Here is an 18,400-nt window from a genome sequence, read left to right on the forward strand (position 1 = left end):
GATCGGGTCATGGCCGAAGTCTTTATCATCGGGATCGGAATGACCCGCTTCGGGCGTTACCTGGATGACCGGCTTGAGGCCATCGCCCGCCCGGCGGTCGAGGAGGCGCTGACCGACGCAGGCATCGGGCGCGGTGACATCCAGGCAGCCTTCTTCGCCAACACGGCACAGGGCGTTGTGGAGGGTCAGCATCTCGTGCGCGGGCAGCTTGCGCTGAGAGCTCTGGGCTTCGAGCATATTCCGGTCATGAACGTCGAGAACGCCTGCGCCAGCGCGTCGACGGCACTCAACGCCGCCTTTGCCTATATCGCCTCCGGCCAGGGCGATATCGCGCTGGCTCTGGGCGCCGAGAAGATGAACGCCACCGATCGCGCCAAGTCCTTCGCGATCTTCGACGGCGCCTGGGATGTCCACGACGTCGACGCCAGCGTGAGCCGCCTCGCCGCCCTCGGCAAGGACCTTCCCCTGCCGGCAGGCGCGGGCCAGAACAGCGGCAAGCGCAGTGTCTTCATGGACGTCTATGCAGCGCTCGCGCGTTACCACATGCACCGGTTCGGCACGACGCAGCGCGACATTGCCGAGGTGTCCGCCAAGAACCACCGCCATTCCTCGCTCAACCCGAAGGCCCAGTATCAGGACGCGATGACGGCCGACGATGTGCTGGCTGCGCGCGAGGTGTCCTGGCCGCTGACGCTGCCGATGTGCGCGCCGATCAGCGACGGTGCTGCCGCCGCCATCGTCTGTTCCGCAGCCAAGGCGCGCGAGCTCGGCGCCACGCGCGCCATCCGCATCGCCGCCTCGGTCATCGGTTCCGGCTCGGACCGCGAGGCCGATGATCTCGATCATCATCTGTGCCGACTGGCCGCCAACAGGGCCTACGACATTGCCGGGGTCGGGCCCGCGGACATGTCGGTCGCCGAAGTCCACGACGCCAGCGCCTTCGCCGAGCTGCACCAGGCCGAATTGCTCGGCTTCTCGGATATCGGCGACGGTGCACGCCTCGTCAGGAACGGCGATACGGCGCTGGGAGGGCGTATTCCGATCAACACCTCGGGCGGCCTGGAATCCCGCGGGCACCCGATCGGCGCGACCGGCCTTGCGCAGATCTACGAGCTGGTCATGCAACTCCGCGGCGAGGCCGGCCCGCGCCAGGTCGACGGCGCCCGCCACGCCATTGCCGAGAACGGCGGAGGCTTCCATCGCTACGAGGAAGCCACGGCCTGCATCACCATCCTTGAGCGTTGAGAGGAAGCCCATGCGTCTGATCGACTTCTTCGACCGCGGCGTGGCCCTGGACCCGACGCGCACCTGCCTGAAGGATGCGACCGTCTCGCGCAGCTATGGCGATGTTCAGCGACGCAGCTATCGCATCGCCAATGCGCTGGCGGCTGCGGGCTTCGCGCCCGGCCAGAAGGCGGCGGTCTACAGCCCCAACGGCGCGGTCGCCTTCGAGTGCATTCTCGGCATCGTCCGGGGCGCCCTGGTGTGGGTGCCGATCAACGCCCGCAATACGGCTGACGAAAACGCCTACATCCTCGACAATTGCGACGTCGAGGTGCTCTTCTACCACGGCGAATTCGAGGCCAACGTCCAGGTGTTCCGCAAGGACTGCCCGAAGATCCGGTCGTATGTCTGCATCGACAGGGTCGGCGCCGGGGCACCGTTCCTGGAGGATTGGATCGCGGAGGTGCCGGAGACCGATCCGGACGTTCCCGAGGACCGGGACGCGACCATCTCCATCGTCTCTTCCGGCGGCACCACCGGACGGCCGAAAGGCGTTGTCTGGACCCATCTGGTCTGGGAGACGATGATCGCCAACTTCTTCACCGCCATGCCTGTCGGCAAGCCGCCGGTCCACCTGGTGGTCGCGCCCATGACCCATGCGGCGGGCATTGTCGGCATCATCCTGATGGCGGCGGGGGCGACGCAGGTGATCCTGCCGGGCTTCGAGCCGGGCAAGGTGGTGAACGCCATCGAGACCGAGGGCGTCACCCATCTGTTCCTGCCGCCCACCGCCATCTATGTCCTGCTGGGCCATCCGGGCCTGAAAAATCACGATTTCTCCTCGCTGGACCATTTCATCTACGCCGCCGCGCCGATGTCGGTCGACAAGCTGAAGGAATGCCTGGACGTCTTCGGCCCGGTCATGACCCAGAGCTTCGGCCAGGCGGAGGCACCGATGCTCTGCACCTTCCTGTCTCCGCAGGACCATCTCGTCATCGGCGATCCGCAGAAGGAGAAGCGCCTGGCGAGTTGCGGGCGGCCCACCTTCATGACCCCCGTCGCCATCATGGACGACGACGGCAAGCTCATGCCGGCGGGCGAGCGTGGCGAGATCGTCGTGCGCGGCAATCTCGTCATGCCGGGCTACTACAAGAACCCCGACGCGACGAAGGAGGTCTCCGCCTTCGGCTGGCACCACACGGGCGATATCGGCTTCAAGGACGAGGATGGGTTCGTCTACATCGTCGACCGCAAGAAGGACATGATCATCTCGGGCGGGTTCAACGTCTATCCGAGCGAGATCGAGCAGGTCATCTGGAGCCATCCGGCTGTTCAGGACTGCGCCGTTGTCGGCGTCCCCGACGACAAGTGGGGCGAGGCGGTCAAGGCCGTCATCGAACTGAAGCCCGGAGGGAGCCTCGCGGCGGATGAAATCATCGCGCTGTGCAAGGCCAAGCTGGGAAGCGTCAAGGCTCCGAAGTCAGTCGAGTTCTGGGACAGCCTGCCGCGCAGCCCCGTGGGCAAGGTGCGGAAGAAAGACATTCGCGAGACGTTCTGGAAAGGGCGCGAGCGGGCCATCTAGAGCACCGCCGCGAACGGGAGAGGCCGATGAACATCGCCATGGTTCTCGCCAATGCAGCCAGGGCCTTCTCGGATCGCCCGGCGGTCTGCCTCGGCCCCGAAACGGTTCACAGCTACGGCACCTTTCTCGCACGCAGCGCCTCACTCGGCACGGCGTTCCGCAGCCGCGGCCTGACGCCCGGCGCTAGGATCGGCGTGTTCCTGTCCAACCGTCCCGAATATTTCGAGATCCTGTTCGGCGCCTGGTTCGCGGGACTGACCGTGGCGCCGATCAACGCCAAACTGCATCCGAAGGAACTCGCCTACATCCTCGAGAACTGCGCGGCGTCGGTGCTGTTCACTGACATCGAGGGCGGCCTGTCGCAGCCCGGCGATGTGGTGGATGTCGATGGCGAAGCCTATGCCGCCATGGTCTCGACGCCTCCCGACACGCTCCAGCCGGCCGAAGTTTCCCCCGACGACATCGCGTGGCTGTTTTACACCAGCGGCACGACCGGCTATCCCAAGGGCGCGATGTTGACCCATCGCAACCTCTACAACATGACGCTGAGCTTCCTCTCGGACATTGGTCCGGTCGAGGAGACGGATGCCTCGCTGTATCCGGCACCGCTCTCGCATGGCGCCGGGCTTCTGTCGCTCGCTCATATCGTGCGCGGGGCGGCCAATGTGGTGCCGGAGAGCGGCGGCTTTCAGCCCGAAGAAATCGTAGCGCTGATCAACCTTTATCCCGGCAGTTCCTTCTTCGCCGCGCCGACAATGGTCAACCGGCTCGTCACGTCGCCGGCCATGGACGACCTGATGGTCGAGAACCTCGACCACATCTTCTACGGCGGTGCGCCGATGTATCTGGAGGACCTGAAGCGCGCCCTCGGCCTGCTCGGCCCCAGACTCTGGCAGGCCTATGGCCAGGGGGAAGCGCCCTGCACCATCAGCTACCTGCCGCCGCACATGCATCTCGACACCGGTGACGGACGGCTCGACGCGCGTCTGTCGTCCGTCGGCATCCCGCGAACGGGTGTCGCCGTGCGGGTCGTCGATCCCCAGGGGCGCGACATGCCACCGGGCGAGAACGGCGAGGTCATCGTCGCCGGCGACGTGGTCATGGCCGGCTACTGGAACAATCCCGACGCGACCGCATCGGCGCTGCGCGACGGCTGGCTCTGGACCGGGGATGTCGGCACCTTCGACGACCATGGCTTCCTTTACCTCAAGGACCGCTCGAAGGACGTCATCATATCGGGCGGCTCCAACATCTACCCCCGCGAGGTGGAGGAGGTGCTGCTTCGCCACCCCGCCATCACCGAGGTCAGCGTCATCGGCCGGCGTCATCCGGACTGGGGCGAAGAGGTGGTGGCCTTCGTCTCTGCTTCCCGACCGGTGACGGCCGGGGAGCTTGACGCGTTCTGCATCGACAACATGGCGCGTTTCAAACGTCCAAAAACCTACCGCTTCCTGCCGAGCCTGCCGAAGAGCAACTACGGCAAGATCCTGAAGACGGAACTGAGAACCCTTCTTGCGGCTGAAACCGCTGCCTGATGGCGGCCGACAGAAGATTGGAGAGCGATATGACGACCATCGTCGCCGGAGTCGGCATGATTCCCTTCGCCAAGCCGGGTGCCTCCGCGCCCTATGACGCCATGGGCGAGGAGGCTGTGAAGCTGGCGCTGAAGGATGCCGGCGTGGCCTATGACGCCGTCGAGCAGGCCTATGCGGGCTACGTCTACGGCGACTCCACGGCGGGCCAGAAGGTGCTCTACCGGGTCGGGATGACCGGCATCCCTATCGTCAACGTCAACAACAACTGCTCAACGGGGTCCACCGCGCTCTATCTCGCCCGCCAGGCCATCGAGAGCGGCGCAGCCGACTGCGTGCTGGCCGTTGGCTTCGAACAGATGCGCCCCGGCGCGCTCGGCTCCATCTTCGAGGATCGGCCCTCGCCGTTCGAGGATTTCGACAATGTGACCGACGACCTCGTCGGCCATCCGGAGATCCCCCTGGCGCTGCGCTATTTTGGTGGCGCCGGCCAGGAGCACATGCAGCGATACGGCACGAAGCTGGAAACCTTCGCCAAGGTGCGCGCCAAGGCAAGCCGCCATGCTGCGAAGAACCCTCTGGCGCTGTTCCGCAGGGAGTTGAACGAAGGCGACGTGATGCAGGCCCCGGTGATCTGGGAGGGCGTGATGACCCGTTCCATGGCCTGCCCGCCAACCTGCGGCGCGGCCGCCGCTGTGCTCGTCTCGGAGAACTTCGCCAGGAGGCACGGCATCGATACGACCGTGCGAATCCGCGCCCAGGCCATGACCACCGACCGGCCGAGCACCTTCGAGGCCCGAGACATGATGCGCGTGGTCGGCTTCGACATGGCAAAAGAGGCGGCCCAGAAGGCCTATGCGGCGGCCGGCATCGGGCCGGAAGACATCAATGTGGTCGAACTGCACGATTGCTTCGCACAGAACGAGCTGATCAGCTACGAGGCGCTGGGCCTCTGCGGCGAGGGCGAGGCGGAGAAGTTCGTCATTGACGGCGACAACACCTATGGCGGCCGTTACGTCACGAACCCGTCCGGCGGCCTCCTCTCCAAGGGGCATCCGCTTGGCGCCACTGGACTTGCCCAGTGCTACGAACTGACCCACCAGCTGCGCGGCAGCGCCGATGCCCGGCAGGTGGAGGGTGCAACCCTCGCCCTCCAGCACAATCTCGGTCTCGGCGGCGCCGCCGTCGTCACCATCTACGAAAAAGCCTGAGGGGCAGGGTCATGGCAGAGCGTTTGAAGGACAAGATCGCCTTCGTCATGGGGGCCGGCTTCATCGGCGAGGGTTGGGGCAACGGCAAGGCGACGGCGGTGCATTTCGCCCGCGAGGGCGCCGCCGTCATCTGCGTCGACCGCGACCTGGCCTCGGCCGAGCGTACCGCCGCGATCATCTCCGAGGAGGGCGGCAAGGCCGAAGCGCTGCGGGCGGACATCACGTCAGCTTCCGACATCGACGCCGCAGTGTGTGACGTGATCGCCCGTCACGGGCGCATCGACATCCTCCAGAACAATGTGGGCATTGCCGAGCCCGGAGGGCCCGAGGCGATCGACGAAGCAAGCTGGGACCGGGTGATGGATGTGAACCTCAAGGGGTTCTTCCTCACCTGCAAGCGTGTATTGCCCGAGATGGTGCGGCAGGGTGGAGGGGCCATCGTGAATGTCTCGTCGGTCGCCTCGATCACCACCATCGCCGTGCCGATGATTTCGTACTACTCATCCAAGGCCGCGGTGAACCATTTCACCCGCGCCATCGCCGTCGAGTACGCGTCGAAGGGCATCCGCTGCAACGCGGTCCTGCCGGGCCTGATGAACACGCCGATGATCGTCGAGCCATACAGGCATGTCTATGCATCGGTCGACGACATGATCGCCAAGCGCGACGCCATGGTGCCCATGGGCAAAATGGGAACGGCGTGGGACGTCGCCTATGCGTCTCTGTTTCTCGCGTCGGACGAGGCCAAGTACATTTCCGGCGTCCTGCTGCCCGTCGACGGGGCGCTCACCTGTCAGACCCGGTGAAAATCGCGATACCTCCCGGCCCGAACGCCTTCATCGAATGTCCGCCTTGGGTTTGACCCCTGGCTTCGGCTTCAGGGGCGCGAAGCAGTCGTTTCGGGCGGGTTGAGGTTCATCGCGACCAGGTCATCATCATATCTGCAGGCCATGTGTCGCAGAGAGATCGCATCGTCGCGCTGCCATGGACGCCGCGGCAGGCTAAGCCTGAGAAGGTCATTCATGAGGCCATCGCAGCCTCTGAGGAAACGAGGACCGCAGCACCGCATCAACAGCAGGCCCACCGCGAGCGCCTGATCAAGGCGATCGTCAAGGCACCTGCTTGGCTTGATGATCTGAGCACGGGTCGCATCGGGAGCGTTGATGGCATCGCGATGCGTGAGCGCAAGAGCGCCCGCAACATCCGCATGATGATGCAACTCGCCTTCCTCGACCCCTCGACCCCTCGATCGTCGAGGCCGTCGTCGACGGGCGACTGCCCGCCACCATCGGCGCAACCGAGATCGTGCGGGATTTGCCGATGGTCTGGACCGAGCAGCGCGCGCTGCTCGGCGTCTGAACCGCCCTGCCCGCAAAGCAAAACGTAAACTTCAGCTCCCGAAGTCGATCGCAACGAAGCTGGGCCCACCAGACCCCGCCGTCGTTCGTGACCGCGCCCCGCTCCCGCCGAAAGATCGAACCAATCTCCTCGAAGATCGAACCGGTCTCGACCATCATGGCCTGGACATTCGACTTCGCGCGTCGAGAATGGCCGCCCCAAAGGCGGCGCCGAACGCGCCGAACCGCGTCTCGCCAGCTCCCCAATGCCGAAGGGCGCGTCTAAACCGCGAGAATGTCGAGAGAAGTCCGACAGGCCGGACAGCCGCGCGCTAGAGCCGGGTGGTTGGTGGAGCCAGGCGGGATCGAACCGCCGACCTCTTGAATGCCATTCAAGCGCTCTCCCAGCTGAGCTATGGCCCCACGACCCTCGACGGGCTGCGGCAGATCCGGGTCGGCTGCCGCGTGGCGACCAGGTCGCCCCGGTCGAGGCGGGTGTTTGGCACATTTCCTCGGAGCCATCAAGCGCGCATTCGCGGCCCTTCCGGAGGCTCACCGGTTGGGGCGAAGGTCGGGGTGGAAGCTTCAGGCGACGGCGCCCCGGCCTGTCAGCCGCGTGAAAGGTACAGATCCGGCGCTGTCGGGACTTCGGGTGGGGCTACGTTCCCGAAGGCATGCGCGCCCCGCAACCGGAATGCAGCAAGCGCGCAAAGCGCAGGTTGTGTTGCAACTTCTTCTTAATCCGCGAGGTCCTACAGTCAGCCGTCGCGATGCGCATCGCTCCCACCGCATCCTGAGGCGTCAATGGCCGCAGCCACGATCATCGAGGAACTCGAGGACGTCATATCGCGCGGGACCAGCACCCGCCGCGTGGAGACGCTGCGGCGCGTGACGGACCTCTTCCTCCATGATTCCGACCGCTATACCGAGACGCAGATCGCGCTGTTCGACGATGTCATCGGACGCCTGTCGGACGCCATGGAAAAGGCGGTGCGCCAGGAGCTTGCCGAGCGTCTGGCCGCCGTGGTCAGCGCGCCGAAAACGGTCATCCGCAGCCTTGCCCAGGATGACGAGATCGATGTCGCCCGGCCGATCCTGATGCTTTCCGCCCAGCTTGACGACAAGACGCTGGCGCGCATTGCAGAGACCAAGAGCCAGGCCCACATGCTGGCCATTGCCGGGCGCCGGAAAATCGGCGAGTCGGTGACCGACGTGCTGGTCGAGCGCGGCAACCGCGACGTCGCGCTGTCGGTGGCGTCCAATTCCGGCGCCAGTTTCTCCACCAAGGGCTATGACAAGCTGGTGGCCCGCGCCAGGGACGACGACACGCTTGCCGAATGTGTCGGCCTGCGCGCCGATATTCCGCCCTATCTGTTCCGCGTGATCCTTGCCAATGCGCGGGAAGAGGTGCAGCGCCGGCTGATCGCCTCCGCGACCGCGCGCGAGAAGGTCCACCTGTCGGGTGCCATTGCCGGCGTTGCCGACCGGATCGCCGTCGGCGCGTCGGGCGGCGACCGGGACTATACCGCCATCCAGCGCACCATCGTCGTGCTGCATGCCAAGGGCCAGCTCGACGAGGCCCGGCTCAAGACCTATGCCGATGCCGGCCAGTTCGACGAAACCGTCTGCGCCCTGTCGGTGCTGTGCGGGGTCCCCGTGGGGATGGTGGAACGGCTGTTCCTCGGCGACCGGCCGGACCCGATCCTGATCCTGTCGCGCGCCGCCGGCCTTGGCTGGCCGACGCTGAAGGCCATCTTGCGGACGCGGCCCGGCGGGGCCGGCACTTCGGCGGCCGGCATGGAAGAAACGCGCGAGAGCTACGACAAGCTCACCACCAACACGGCCCTGCGCGTGCTGCGGTTCTGGCAGGTGCGCGAGAGCTCGCAGAAAGTCGCGAGCTGACGCGCCCGAGGGCGCCTTTGTCGTTCCCCGTCAGTGCAGGCTCACTGTCTCCAGCTCATTCTGCCAGGCATTGGCATGCGCCTCTTCCTCGCGGTCGGTCACCATGATCGGGGTGCCGTCGGCGGAGATGAGGGCGTAGAGATCGAGCCCGGGCGGCAGAGCAGGCGCCTGCGGAAACATCCGCGGCACGTCATCGGAGCGGATCGCCTTCACATAGGCGATCTGGGTCAGACCGATGCGGGCCAGCATGTCCCGGGAGACGGTCTTGTCGTCGGTCGTGGCATTCATGGCAAACCTCCTGTTCAGGCAGGTTGCGCGGCTCAGTCCTCAGCCGCGATATCGATGCGCCGCACGATCCTTTCAGGCTCCGGGCGGACGAGATCGATGGAGAGGAGCCCGTTCTTCAGGTCGGCCCCCACCACCTCCATGCCATCGGCCAGCACGAAACTGCGCTGGAACTGGCGCGCCGCGATGCCCCGGTGGATGAAGCAGCGATCCTCGCCGTCATCGACCTGACGGCCGCGAATGGTCAGCTGGCTCTCCTCGACAGTGACGTCGAGCTGTTCGCGGGTGAAACCCGCTACCGCCAGCGTGATCCTCAGGCGGTCCGGATGGCCAGCCGGCCCGGCAATCCGCTCGATATTGTAGGGCGGATAACCGTCGGCACCCTTGGTGACCCGGTCGAGCACCCGCTCAAGCTGGTCGAATCCGAGCAGGAACGGCGATGACAGGGACGGCACGCGCGACATGAGCGAAGTCCTCGTATGAGCGACATCGACGGGACCCCGAAGGCACCCCGCGCCCCGCGGACAAGCGGGGCACTTCAGGATATGGCGACGGCGGCCGCCGACCGCAAGGCAAGGCCGTCGGTGGCTTGAAGTGGCAGCGCGTCGGGACGGCCTGGCCGGCACGCCCTGGCAGCATCCGCGGCTCAGTCGATGATGCGCTTGCCGGTCTGGCTGTCGAACAGATGGAGGTGTTCGGCGGTCGCGGCCACGCGCACCTGCGTGCCGGGTGCCAGCATGGCCTTGCCGGGCAGGCGCGCGATGAGATCCTGCCCTGTCCCGCCGATCGGCCCATAGACGAAGGTCTCCGCCCCGACGGCCTCGACCGCGGAAACCGGGAAGGTCAGGCTGACGGAGCCTTCGGGAATGCTGTCCCCGACCACCAGCAGGTGCTCGGGCCGGATGCCGAGCAAGGCACCGCCGGCCGGGATCGGCAGGCCCCGGCCTCCGGTCAGCCCCGCAACCCTCGGCCCGTCCGGTCCCGGCTCGACGGGAATGAGGTTCATCGGCGGGGCGCCGATGAAGCTCGCCACGAAGGTCGATGCCGGCTTCTCGTAGAGGTCGAGGGGCGCGCCGGCCTGCTCGACAAGGCCCTTGTTCATCACCACCAGCGTGTCGGCCAGCGTCATGGCCTCGAGCTGGTCGTGGGTGACATAAACCGATGTCACGCCCAGCGCCCGCTGGAGCTTCTTGATCTCCACGCGCATCTGGATGCGCAGCTTGGCGTCGAGATTGGACAGCGGCTCGTCGAACAGGAAGACCTTGGGCTTGCGCACGATCGCGCGGCCCATGGCGACGCGCTGGCGCTGGCCGCCCGAGAGCTGGCGCGGCTTGCGATCGAGAAAGGGGGTGATCTCCAGGATGCGGGCCGCCTCGCGGACGCGATCGTCGATCTCGGGCTTCGGCGTGCCGCGGTTCCGCAGGCCGTAGGCCATGTTGTCGTACACGCTCATATGCGGATAGAGCGCGTAGTTCTGGAACACCATGGCGATGTCGCGCTCGGCCGGCTCCAGATCGTTCACCCGCCGGCCGCCGATGGTGCAGGCGCCGCCCGTGATCGTCTCCAGCCCGGCGATCATGCGCAGGAGCGTGGACTTGCCGCAGCCCGACGGGCCGACCAGCACGCAGAAGGCGCCGGTCGGCACGGTGATGTCGACGCCGCGCACGGCCTCCACACCGCCGGCATAGACCTTGCGGACCTGGTCGAGAACGACCTCGCTCATGCGGAAAACCTCACTTCTCGGTCTCGACCAGACCCTTGACGAACAGGCGCTGCATCAGGATCACCACCAGCACCGGCGGCAGCATCGCCAGCACGGCGGTCGCCATGGCGAGCTGCCATTCGGTGAGGGCATCCTGCGTCACGATCATCTTCTTGATGCCGATGACGATGGTCTGCATGTCGTCGCGGGTGGTGATCAGCAGCGGCCACAGATACTGGTTCCAGCCATAGATGAACTGGATGACGAACAGCGCCGCGATCGAGGTGACCGACAGCGGCAGGAGCGTGTCCTTGAAGAACTGCATGGGGCTGGCCCCGTCGATCTTGGAGGCCTCGACCAGTTCGTCCGGCACGGTCATGAAGAACTGGCGGAACAGCAGCGTGGCCGTGGCCGAGGCGATCAGCGGGATGGTCAGGCCGGCATAGCTGTCGAGCATGCCGAGATCGGCAACGATCTTGTAGGTCGGGTAGATGCGCACCTCGACCGGCAGCATCAGGGTGACGAAGATCACCCAGAAGGCCGTCATGCGCAGCGGAAACCGGAAATAGACCACGGCGAAGGCCGAGATCAGCGAGATGGCGATCTTGCCGAGCGCAATGGTCATGGCCATGACGAAGGAGTTGAACATCATGGTGCCGACCGGCTCGCGGGTGGAGCTGGACGTGCCGACGAAGATGATCTGGTAGTAGTTCTTGAAGAAATCCGGCCCCGGCCGCAGCGGCATCTGGCCGTTGGAGATGGTCGCGACATCCCAGGTCGATGCGACGAAGGCGACATAGACCGGGAAGGCGACGATGAGGATGCCGAGCGCCAGCACGACGTGCGGCAGCAGGTCCCAGATGCTCCGGCGCTCGACCATCAGTACTGCACCCTGCGCTCGATGTAGCGGAACTGGATGGCGGTCAGGCCGATCACCATGATCATCAGGATGACCGACTGGGCCGCCGAACCGCCGAGGTCGCCACCCAGCCGGCCGTCGGAATAGACCTTGTAGACCAGCGTCGTCGTGGCCTGGGCCGGGCCGCCTCCGGTCACCGAGTCGATGATGCCGAACGTGTCGAAGAACACGTAGACGATGTTGACCACCAGCAGGAAGAAGGCGGTGGGGGATAGCAGCGGGAAGATGATGGTCCAGAACCGGCGCGCCGGCCGGGCGCCGTCGATGGCCGCCGCCTCGATCACGCTCTTGGGGATCGACTGCAGGCCGGCAAGGAAGAACAGGAAATTGTAGCTGATCTGCTTCCACGTCGCGGCCATGACGACGAGGGCGAGGGCGTGGTTGCCGTTGAGCGTCGGGTTCCATTCGAAGCCGAGCGAGCGGATCGCCTGCGAGACCATGCCGAGCGAGGGCTGGAACATGAACAGCCAGAGCACACCGGCGATCGCCGGCGCGACGGCATAGGGCCACATCAGGAAGGTCTTGTAGGCGCCGGCCGCCTTGATCTGCTTGTCGGCCTGGACGGCGAGGAGCAGCGACAGCGACAGCGAGAACACGGTGACGAGGATCGAGAAGATCGCCGTCGTCAGCATGGAGCGGTAATAGTCGGGATTGGCGAAGAGATAGGTGTAGTTCTCGAACCAGACGAACTGGGTGGACGTGCCGAACGCGTCCTGGATCTGGAACGACTGCCAGACCGCCTGGACGGCCGGCCAATAGAAGAACACCACCGTGATCAGGAGCTGCGGGAAGAGCAGCGCATAGGGCAGCAGCCTGCCGTCGAAGACGACGCGCTTTTCCATTCCCCAACCCCCCAACGGCAAGCGAATGGCCGGAGCGGGGTCAACCCGCTCCGGCCGGTCCTGTCGACGTCAGCGCGTCGCGGTGGCGGTGCGCTCGAACTGGCGCAGCATGGCATTGCCGCGCGAGACGGCGGCATCCAGCGCCGCCTGGGCGGTCTTGGTGCCGTTCAGCGCCGCCTCGATCTCCTCGGCCCAGACATCGCGCATCTGCACCATGTTGCCGAGGCGCAGGCCGCGCGAATTCTCGGTCGGTTCCTTGTTGGTCAGCTGGAGAAGGGGGGTCTCCAGATAGGGGTTCTGCTGGTAGAAGCCCGAGGCCTTCACCTTGTCATAGGCCGCCCGGGTGATCGGCAGATAGCCCGACTCGGTATGCAGGCGGGCCTGGCGATCGACGTCCGACAGGAAGGTGAAGAACTTCGCCACGCCGCGATATTCGGCCGCCGGCTTGCCGCCCATCACCCAGAGCGAGGCACCGCCGAGGGTCGAGTTCTGCGGCGCGCCGGGGGCGTCGGGATAGTAGGGCATCGGCGCATTGGCCCACTCGAACTTGGCATTGGCGCGGACATTGCCAAAGAAGGCCGACGAGGTCAGGAAGATCGGGCATTCGCCGGAGGTGAAGCGGCCTTCGCCGGTGTTGGTGCGGCCGGAATAGGAGAAGGTGTTGTCGCGCTGCAGCTCGACGAGGTTCTGCAGGTGGCGGACATGAAGCGGCGAGTTGAAGCGCAGCTCGGTGTCGAAACCGTCGATGCCGTTGGCGCGGGTGGCCAGCGGCACGTTATGCCAGAGCGAGAACTGCTCGATGTTCAGCCAGGTGACCCAGGCGGTGGAGAAACCGCACTTGTCGAAGCCGGCGGCGCGCAGCTTCTTGGCGGCCTCGAACACTTCCGGCCAGGTCTTCGGCGGCTGGTCGGGATTGAGGCCGGCCCGGCGGAAGGCGTCCTTGTTGTACCACATCACGGATGACGAGGAGTTGAACGGGAAGGACAGCATCTCGCCGCGCGAGGTCGAATAGTAGCCGGCAACGGCCGGCAGATAGGCCCTGGGGTCAAACGGCTCATTGGCCTCGGCCATGAGCTGGAACACCGGCTTGATGGCGCCGCGGGCGGACATCATCGTGGCCGTGCCGACCTCGAAGACCTGCAGGATGTGCGGTGCATTGCCGGCGCGGAATGCGGCGATGCCGGCATTCATGGTGTCGGCATAGGAGCCCTTGTAGGCCGGAACGACCCGGTACTCGCGCTGCGAGGCGTTGAACTCCTCGGCAAGGCGGACGATGACCTGGTTGTTGGCGCCGGTCATGGCGTGCCACCACTGGATCTCGACCTGAGCGGCGGCCGGACTGGCCGAGAGCGTCGCGGCGGCGGCGGCCGCGAGCAGGAAACGACGATGGAGCATCACAAACCTCCCAGAAGATGCCCCCTCGGGGCACCGGTGCGGCATGGCGGGACTGGTCCCGGGCCGTTCTTCAGTCCGGCTCACGACGGACGGATGACACTTTAATGAAGGTTCGGTGACAGGGTAAGGGGGATCACGCATCCGGCAGGGCGGCTTTTGGTGCCGTTCGCGGTCATCCTAGGGCCGGTGATAGGGGTGGCCGGAGAGAATCGTCACGGCCCTGTAGAGCTGTTCCAGCGCAAGGATGCGCACCAGCTGGTGCGGCCAGGTCATCGCGCCGAAGGACAGGACCAGGTCAGCCTCGGCACGCAACGTTTGATCCAGCCCGTCCGGCCCGCCGATGACGATGGTCGCCGCATTCTCACCGCCATCCTTCCAGCTGCCGATCAGGTGCGCGAAATCCTCGCTGCCCATGGTGCGGCCGCGCTCGTCCAGCAGCAGCAGACGCCCGGAGCGCGCGCGCCGGATCGCGGCCGCCTCCTCGGCCTTGCGGGCCTCGGGCGCGGCCTGCCGGCTCTCGTCGATGACGGTGATGTCGAGGGACCGGAAGCCGAGCGGGCGGCCGGCCTTGAGTGCGCGGTCACGATAGCGCTCGGCAAGCTCCGCCTCCGGTCCGGCCTTCATGCGGCCGACCGCAGCCAGGAGGAGCCTCACGGGAAGGCCTAGCCGGCCAGCCGCTCGGCGGGCCGGGAGGCCGACCACATCTTCTCGAGATTGTAGAAGGCGCGCACCTCGGGCCGGAACAGGTGGACGATGATGTCGCCGGTATCGACAAGCACCCAGTCGCAGGCCGGCAGGCCCTCGACCCGGACCTGTCGCACGCCGGCATCCTTCAGGGCCCTGAGGAGATGGTCGGCGAGCGCGCCGACATGGCGGTGCGAACGACCCGACGCCACTACCATCGCATCGGCGATGGAGGTCTTGCCCTTGAGGTCGATGGTGAGGGTCTCTTCCGCCTTGTTGTCGTCCAGGACGGTGAGCACGAGCTTCAGGACCTCGGCGGGCTCTGGGCCGGCTTCGATCCCGGTGGGCAGTGCCTCGGCGGGCCGCCCGGGAAGGGTCGCGGTGGACAGGGGTCCGATCCTCTTGTCTCAACGCCGACGCGCGGCGCAACGACGCAACTATAGCCGAAAGCCGGCGGATTGGGAAACGCTGCGGCGACACCATGGTTCCGGGGCTTCCCCGACCGCGCCCGATGCGCCACGCTGGAGAGAACAACAGGAGGACCGGATGGCGGATGCGGCAGCGGGTGGGGCAGGGTTCCTTGCCATCTGGAGCGATGTGACGGTGGACAGGGAGACCGACTACCTCCACTGGCTCGCCCGCGAGCACACGGCCGAGAGGCTCGGCGTCGAGGGGTTCCTGTCGGTGCGCGTCTTTCGCGCCCTGGCTGTCGATGCCCGGCGCTATTTCATCCTCTACCGGCTGGCTTCGCCCGAGGTGCTCGCAAGCCCCGCCTATCTCGCGCGCCTGAACGAGCCGACGCCGTGGTCGCGGCGGATGATGCCGATCCTCGGCCATTTCGTCCGCGGCGGCGGCAGGTCTGTCGCGCGCGCGGGGCTCGGGCAGGGCGGGTTTGTCGCCGCCGCAAGGCTTGACACCGTGCCGGCCGGGGATGCCCAGGCGCTGGTCTCCGCGGCGGTGGCGAACGACCGCGTGGCGGCCGCGGAACTGCTGGTCACCGACAGCGACCGCAGCGCCATCGACACCCGCGAGAAGGGCATGCGTGCCGGCGATGCCTCGTTCGCAGCGCTGCTGCTGGTGGAGGGGCTCGATGCCGAAGCGGCCCGCTCGGGCCTTGAAAAGACCGGCCCCGGCGGATCGGCCGGCCTCTATGCGCAGGTGTTCCGCCTCGGCCCCTGACCGCGCCGCGCGGCCTCGTCAGGTCCGCCCGGCAAAGGTTTCCACCAGCCGCGTCGGGCCGGCGACGATCAGGATGTCGCCCGGCTCGACCATGGTCTCCGGGCGCGCATAGGTGAAGTCCGTGCGCGGGCGCTTCACCCCGACAATGGTGACGCCGTGATGCGAGCGCAGGGCCGATTCGGCCAGCGTCTTGCCGGCGATCTCGCGGGGCGCGCGCGTCTTGGCAATCGCATAGCCGTCGTCGAACTCGATGAAGTCGATCATCTTGCCCGTGACCAGATGGGCGACGCGCTCGCCCATCGACGCCTCCGGATAGACCACATGGTGGGCGCCGGTGCGCTCCAGGATGCGGCCGTGGCGGGCCGAGACGGCCTTGGCCCAGATGTCCGGAACGCCGAGATCGGCCAGGGCCAGCACGGTCAGGACGCTTGCCTCGATGTCCGAGCCGATGGCCACCACCGCGTGGGGGAACTGGCGACAGGAGAGCTGGGTCAGAACCTCGACGCTGGTGGTGTTGGCCTGCACGACATGGGCGAGCCGGCTCGACCATTCCTGGACGAGGCGCTCGTCCTGGTCGATGGCCAGAACGTCATGGCCGAGTTGGGTCAGCGACTGCGCGACCGCCCCGCCGAAGCGGCCGAGCCCGATGACGACGACGCTGTCGGACAGCTTGTCGGAATTCTTAGCCAACGATCGGGCGCTCCTCTGGATAGCGGAAAGCCGCCTTGCGGCCGCGCAGGGCCAGCGCCGTGGCCACCGTGATGGTGCCGACACGGCCGACGAACATCAAGACGGAGAGCAGGACCTGCGCCGCCGGCGGCAGGTCGCCGGTGATGCCCATGGACAGGCCGACATTGGCGAAGGCCGAGATCACCTCGAAGACGAGGTGGCGCAAAGGCAGGTCCGACAGGGCGCGGATCGCCAGCACCGACAGGCCGATGACCAGGATGGCGATGAGCGCGATGGTCAGCGCCTCGCGCTGGACGGTGGAGGAAATCCGCCGTCCGAATGCGGTGATGTCGGGCTGGCCGCGCACTTCGGACCAGACCGCCAGACCGAGGATCAGGAAGGTCGTCACCTTGATGCCGCCGGCGGTGCCGGCGCTGCCGCCGCCGATTGCCATCAGCGCATAGGTGACGAGCATGTTGCCCTGGGTCAGGTTGCCGAGGTCGATCGCGTTGAGCCCACCCGAGCGGGCCATCGCCGAGTGAAACATGGCGTTGACGACCTTGTGAAACGGCTCCAGCGGCCCGAGCGTGCCGGGATTGCTCCACTCGTAGACCAGCGTCGCCGCGCAGCCCGCCGGCAGCAGGAAGGCCGTGCCGGCCAGCGTCAGCTTGGTGTGCAGCGACCACGACCGCGGCCTGAGCATGGACCGGCGCAGGTCGTGCAGAACCGGCAGGCCCAGCCCGCCGAGGACCACCGCCACGAAGATGGCGCCGAGCACGACCCAGTCACGGGCAAAGAACATCATGCTGTCGGAGAAGGTCGAGAAGCCTGCATTGGTGAAGGCGGCGACCGCGTGGAACGTGCCGTGCCAGAGCGCATCGGCGGGGCCCATGCCCTCCTTGTTGAGACGCACCGCCAGAATCAGGGCTGTCGCGGTCTGCACCGCCAGCGTCGTCAGCAGCACGAAGCGCAGCACCGAGGTCACGTCGCCGAGCGCGATGCCGCGCGTCTCGGCCTGGACGACGAGCTGGCGCGACAGGCTCAGCCGGCGCGAAACCAGCAGGGCGAGCAGCGTCGCCGTGCTCATGATGCCGAAACCGCCGATCTGGAACAGGACGAGGATGAGCGCCTGGCCGAAGCCGGTCCAGTAGGTGGCGGTATCGACAACCGCGAGGCCGGTGACGGAAACGGCGGAGGTCGCCGTGAACAGCGCGATCACGAAGGGCGCCGAGCCCTCCCCCGCGCGCGCTGCCGGCAGCATGAGACCGGCCGTGCCCACGGCAATGACGACGAGGAAGGCCAGGGGGACCAGGCGCGCCGGATGCGACCACAGGTCATGCATGGGGAATGCCGCCGTCCTCACCTGCCGCGACCCATCAGCTACCATGCCGCAGGGGCAACGGGAAGCTGGGGCCGGGAGGTCGCGCGGTCAGGAGTCGGTCCCCGCGTCCAGCTCCCAGGTTTCCTTGGCCGAGGAGAGCGCAATGATCGTTTCGGTCCGCTGGACGCCCTCGGTCGCCTTGACGACCTGCGAGAGAAAGGTCTCCAGGTCGCGGGTGGTGCCGACGCGCACCTTCAGGAGATAGTTCCAGGTCCCCGTCACGTGATGGCATTCGAGCACCGCCGGCGAGGCCTGGATGCGCGCGAGAAACGCGCCCTCCACCTTGGGATCGGCCCAGCCGACGAGGACGAAGGCGAGAAGGTTGAGGCCGACAGCCTCCGGCGAGACGCGCGCGTGGAAGCCGGTGACGACGCCGTTCCTGACCAGCCGGCGGATGCGGTCGTTGACGGTGGAGGCCGGCGCACCGACATCCGTGCCCAGTTCGGCAAGCGAACGGCGGTCGTCGCGCTGGAGCGCAGCGAGCAGCCTGCGGTCGGTCTCGTCGAACTGCGACATGGCCGTCTTGGCTCCCCGTCACCCGGGTTCAGGACTTAGC

18 protein-coding genes and 1 tRNA gene are annotated in these 18,400 nt (G+C 66.7%); 7 read left to right on the forward strand and 12 right to left on the reverse strand.

The window, feature by feature from the left end; all coding sequences use genetic code 11:
- The first annotated feature begins 9 nt into the window (after positions 1 to 9).
- From ACTIFS_RS00960 to ACTIFS_RS00980, 5 genes are read left to right on the forward strand one after another with little or no spacing between them, the layout of a single operon-like run.
- Entirely contained in the window at positions 10 to 1,245 is a 1,236-nt protein-coding gene (locus ACTIFS_RS00960; RefSeq protein WP_439572158.1) for a thiolase family protein, read from the forward strand.
- Positions 1,246 to 1,255: 10 nt separating this feature from the next.
- On the forward strand, positions 1,256 to 2,806 hold the full coding sequence (locus tag ACTIFS_RS00965; RefSeq protein ID WP_439572159.1) for an AMP-binding protein: 1,551 nt from the start codon (positions 1,256 to 1,258) through the stop codon (positions 2,804 to 2,806).
- A gap of 26 nt (positions 2,807 to 2,832) precedes the next feature.
- A complete protein-coding gene (locus ACTIFS_RS00970) occupies positions 2,833 to 4,341 on the forward strand; it encodes an AMP-binding protein (protein ID WP_439572160.1) in 1,509 nt (502 codons plus the stop codon).
- 29 nt (positions 4,342 to 4,370) lie between these two features.
- Positions 4,371 to 5,549: a lipid-transfer protein gene (locus ACTIFS_RS00975; RefSeq protein WP_439572161.1), complete on the forward strand. Its 1,179-nt coding sequence runs from the start codon at positions 4,371 to 4,373 to the stop codon at positions 5,547 to 5,549.
- Positions 5,550 to 5,560: 11 nt separating this feature from the next.
- Positions 5,561 to 6,355 carry an SDR family NAD(P)-dependent oxidoreductase gene (locus tag ACTIFS_RS00980; RefSeq protein ID WP_439572162.1) on the forward strand — a complete coding sequence of 265 codons (795 nt, stop codon included), beginning with the start codon at positions 5,561 to 5,563 and terminating at the stop codon, positions 6,353 to 6,355.
- An 878-nt stretch (positions 6,356 to 7,233) separates the two neighbouring features.
- Here the strand turns inward: ACTIFS_RS00980 and ACTIFS_RS00985 are convergent.
- A tRNA-Ala gene (locus ACTIFS_RS00985) sits at positions 7,234 to 7,309 on the reverse strand.
- Positions 7,310 to 7,690: 381 nt separating this feature from the next.
- Here ACTIFS_RS00985 and ACTIFS_RS00990 point away from each other — a divergent pair.
- On the forward strand, positions 7,691 to 8,788 hold the full coding sequence (locus ACTIFS_RS00990; protein WP_439572163.1) for a DUF2336 domain-containing protein: 1,098 nt from the start codon (positions 7,691 to 7,693) through the stop codon (positions 8,786 to 8,788).
- A 30-nt stretch (positions 8,789 to 8,818) separates the two neighbouring features.
- Here the strand turns inward: ACTIFS_RS00990 and ACTIFS_RS00995 are convergent, their stop codons facing one another.
- From ACTIFS_RS00995 to rsfS, 8 genes are all read right to left on the reverse strand, one after another.
- Positions 8,819 to 9,076, reverse strand: a complete 258-nt coding sequence (locus ACTIFS_RS00995) for a DUF1150 family protein (RefSeq protein WP_439572164.1) — start codon at positions 9,074 to 9,076, stop codon at positions 8,819 to 8,821.
- A 32-nt stretch (positions 9,077 to 9,108) separates the two neighbouring features.
- Positions 9,109 to 9,537, reverse strand: coding sequence for an Hsp20 family protein (locus tag ACTIFS_RS01000; protein ID WP_439572165.1), 429 nt, complete (start codon positions 9,535 to 9,537; stop codon positions 9,109 to 9,111).
- A gap of 182 nt (positions 9,538 to 9,719) precedes the next feature.
- A complete protein-coding gene (locus tag ACTIFS_RS01005) occupies positions 9,720 to 10,796 on the reverse strand; it encodes a sn-glycerol-3-phosphate import ATP-binding protein UgpC (RefSeq protein WP_439572166.1) in 1,077 nt (358 codons plus the stop codon).
- A gap of 10 nt (positions 10,797 to 10,806) precedes the next feature.
- Positions 10,807 to 11,655 (reverse strand): sn-glycerol-3-phosphate ABC transporter permease UgpE, encoded by an 849-nt coding sequence (gene ugpE / locus ACTIFS_RS01010; protein ID WP_439572167.1) that lies wholly within the window; start codon positions 11,653 to 11,655, stop codon positions 10,807 to 10,809.
- A complete protein-coding gene (ugpA, locus tag ACTIFS_RS01015; protein WP_439572168.1) occupies positions 11,655 to 12,536 on the reverse strand; it encodes a sn-glycerol-3-phosphate ABC transporter permease UgpA in 882 nt (293 codons plus the stop codon). Before ugpA ends, ugpE begins: the two co-directional genes overlap by 1 nt.
- Before the next feature lie 69 nt (positions 12,537 to 12,605).
- Positions 12,606 to 13,931: a sn-glycerol-3-phosphate ABC transporter substrate-binding protein UgpB gene (gene ugpB / locus ACTIFS_RS01020; protein ID WP_439572169.1), complete on the reverse strand. Its 1,326-nt coding sequence runs from the start codon at positions 13,929 to 13,931 to the stop codon at positions 12,606 to 12,608.
- A gap of 177 nt (positions 13,932 to 14,108) precedes the next feature.
- On the reverse strand, positions 14,109 to 14,585 hold the full coding sequence (rlmH, locus tag ACTIFS_RS01025; RefSeq protein WP_439572170.1) for a 23S rRNA (pseudouridine(1915)-N(3))-methyltransferase RlmH: 477 nt from the start codon (positions 14,583 to 14,585) through the stop codon (positions 14,109 to 14,111).
- A gap of 8 nt (positions 14,586 to 14,593) precedes the next feature.
- The gene (gene rsfS, locus ACTIFS_RS01030; protein ID WP_439572171.1) at positions 14,594 to 14,914 is read right to left on the reverse strand and encodes a ribosome silencing factor; all 321 of its coding nucleotides are present in this window, start codon (positions 14,912 to 14,914) and stop codon (positions 14,594 to 14,596) included.
- Between the two features lie 247 nt (positions 14,915 to 15,161).
- Between rsfS and ACTIFS_RS01035 the strand changes: the two genes are divergently transcribed.
- Entirely contained in the window at positions 15,162 to 15,794 is a 633-nt protein-coding gene (locus tag ACTIFS_RS01035; RefSeq protein ID WP_439572172.1) for a hypothetical protein, read from the forward strand.
- An 18-nt stretch (positions 15,795 to 15,812) separates the two neighbouring features.
- Here the strand turns inward: ACTIFS_RS01035 and ACTIFS_RS01040 are convergent, their stop codons facing one another.
- From ACTIFS_RS01040 to ACTIFS_RS01050, 3 genes are all read right to left on the reverse strand, one after another.
- A complete protein-coding gene (locus ACTIFS_RS01040; RefSeq protein WP_439572173.1) occupies positions 15,813 to 16,484 on the reverse strand; it encodes a potassium channel family protein in 672 nt (223 codons plus the stop codon).
- Positions 16,477 to 17,805, reverse strand: a complete 1,329-nt coding sequence (locus ACTIFS_RS01045) for a TrkH family potassium uptake protein (RefSeq protein ID WP_439572174.1) — start codon at positions 17,803 to 17,805, stop codon at positions 16,477 to 16,479. Before ACTIFS_RS01045 ends, ACTIFS_RS01040 begins: the two co-directional genes overlap by 8 nt.
- A gap of 87 nt (positions 17,806 to 17,892) precedes the next feature.
- Positions 17,893 to 18,360, reverse strand: a complete 468-nt coding sequence (locus ACTIFS_RS01050) for an Lrp/AsnC family transcriptional regulator (protein ID WP_439572175.1) — start codon at positions 18,358 to 18,360, stop codon at positions 17,893 to 17,895.
- Positions 18,361 to 18,400 lie beyond the last annotated feature (40 nt).

Source organism: Phreatobacter sp. (assembly GCF_051860605.1).
GTDB lineage: Bacteria > Pseudomonadota > Alphaproteobacteria > Rhizobiales > Phreatobacteraceae > Phreatobacter.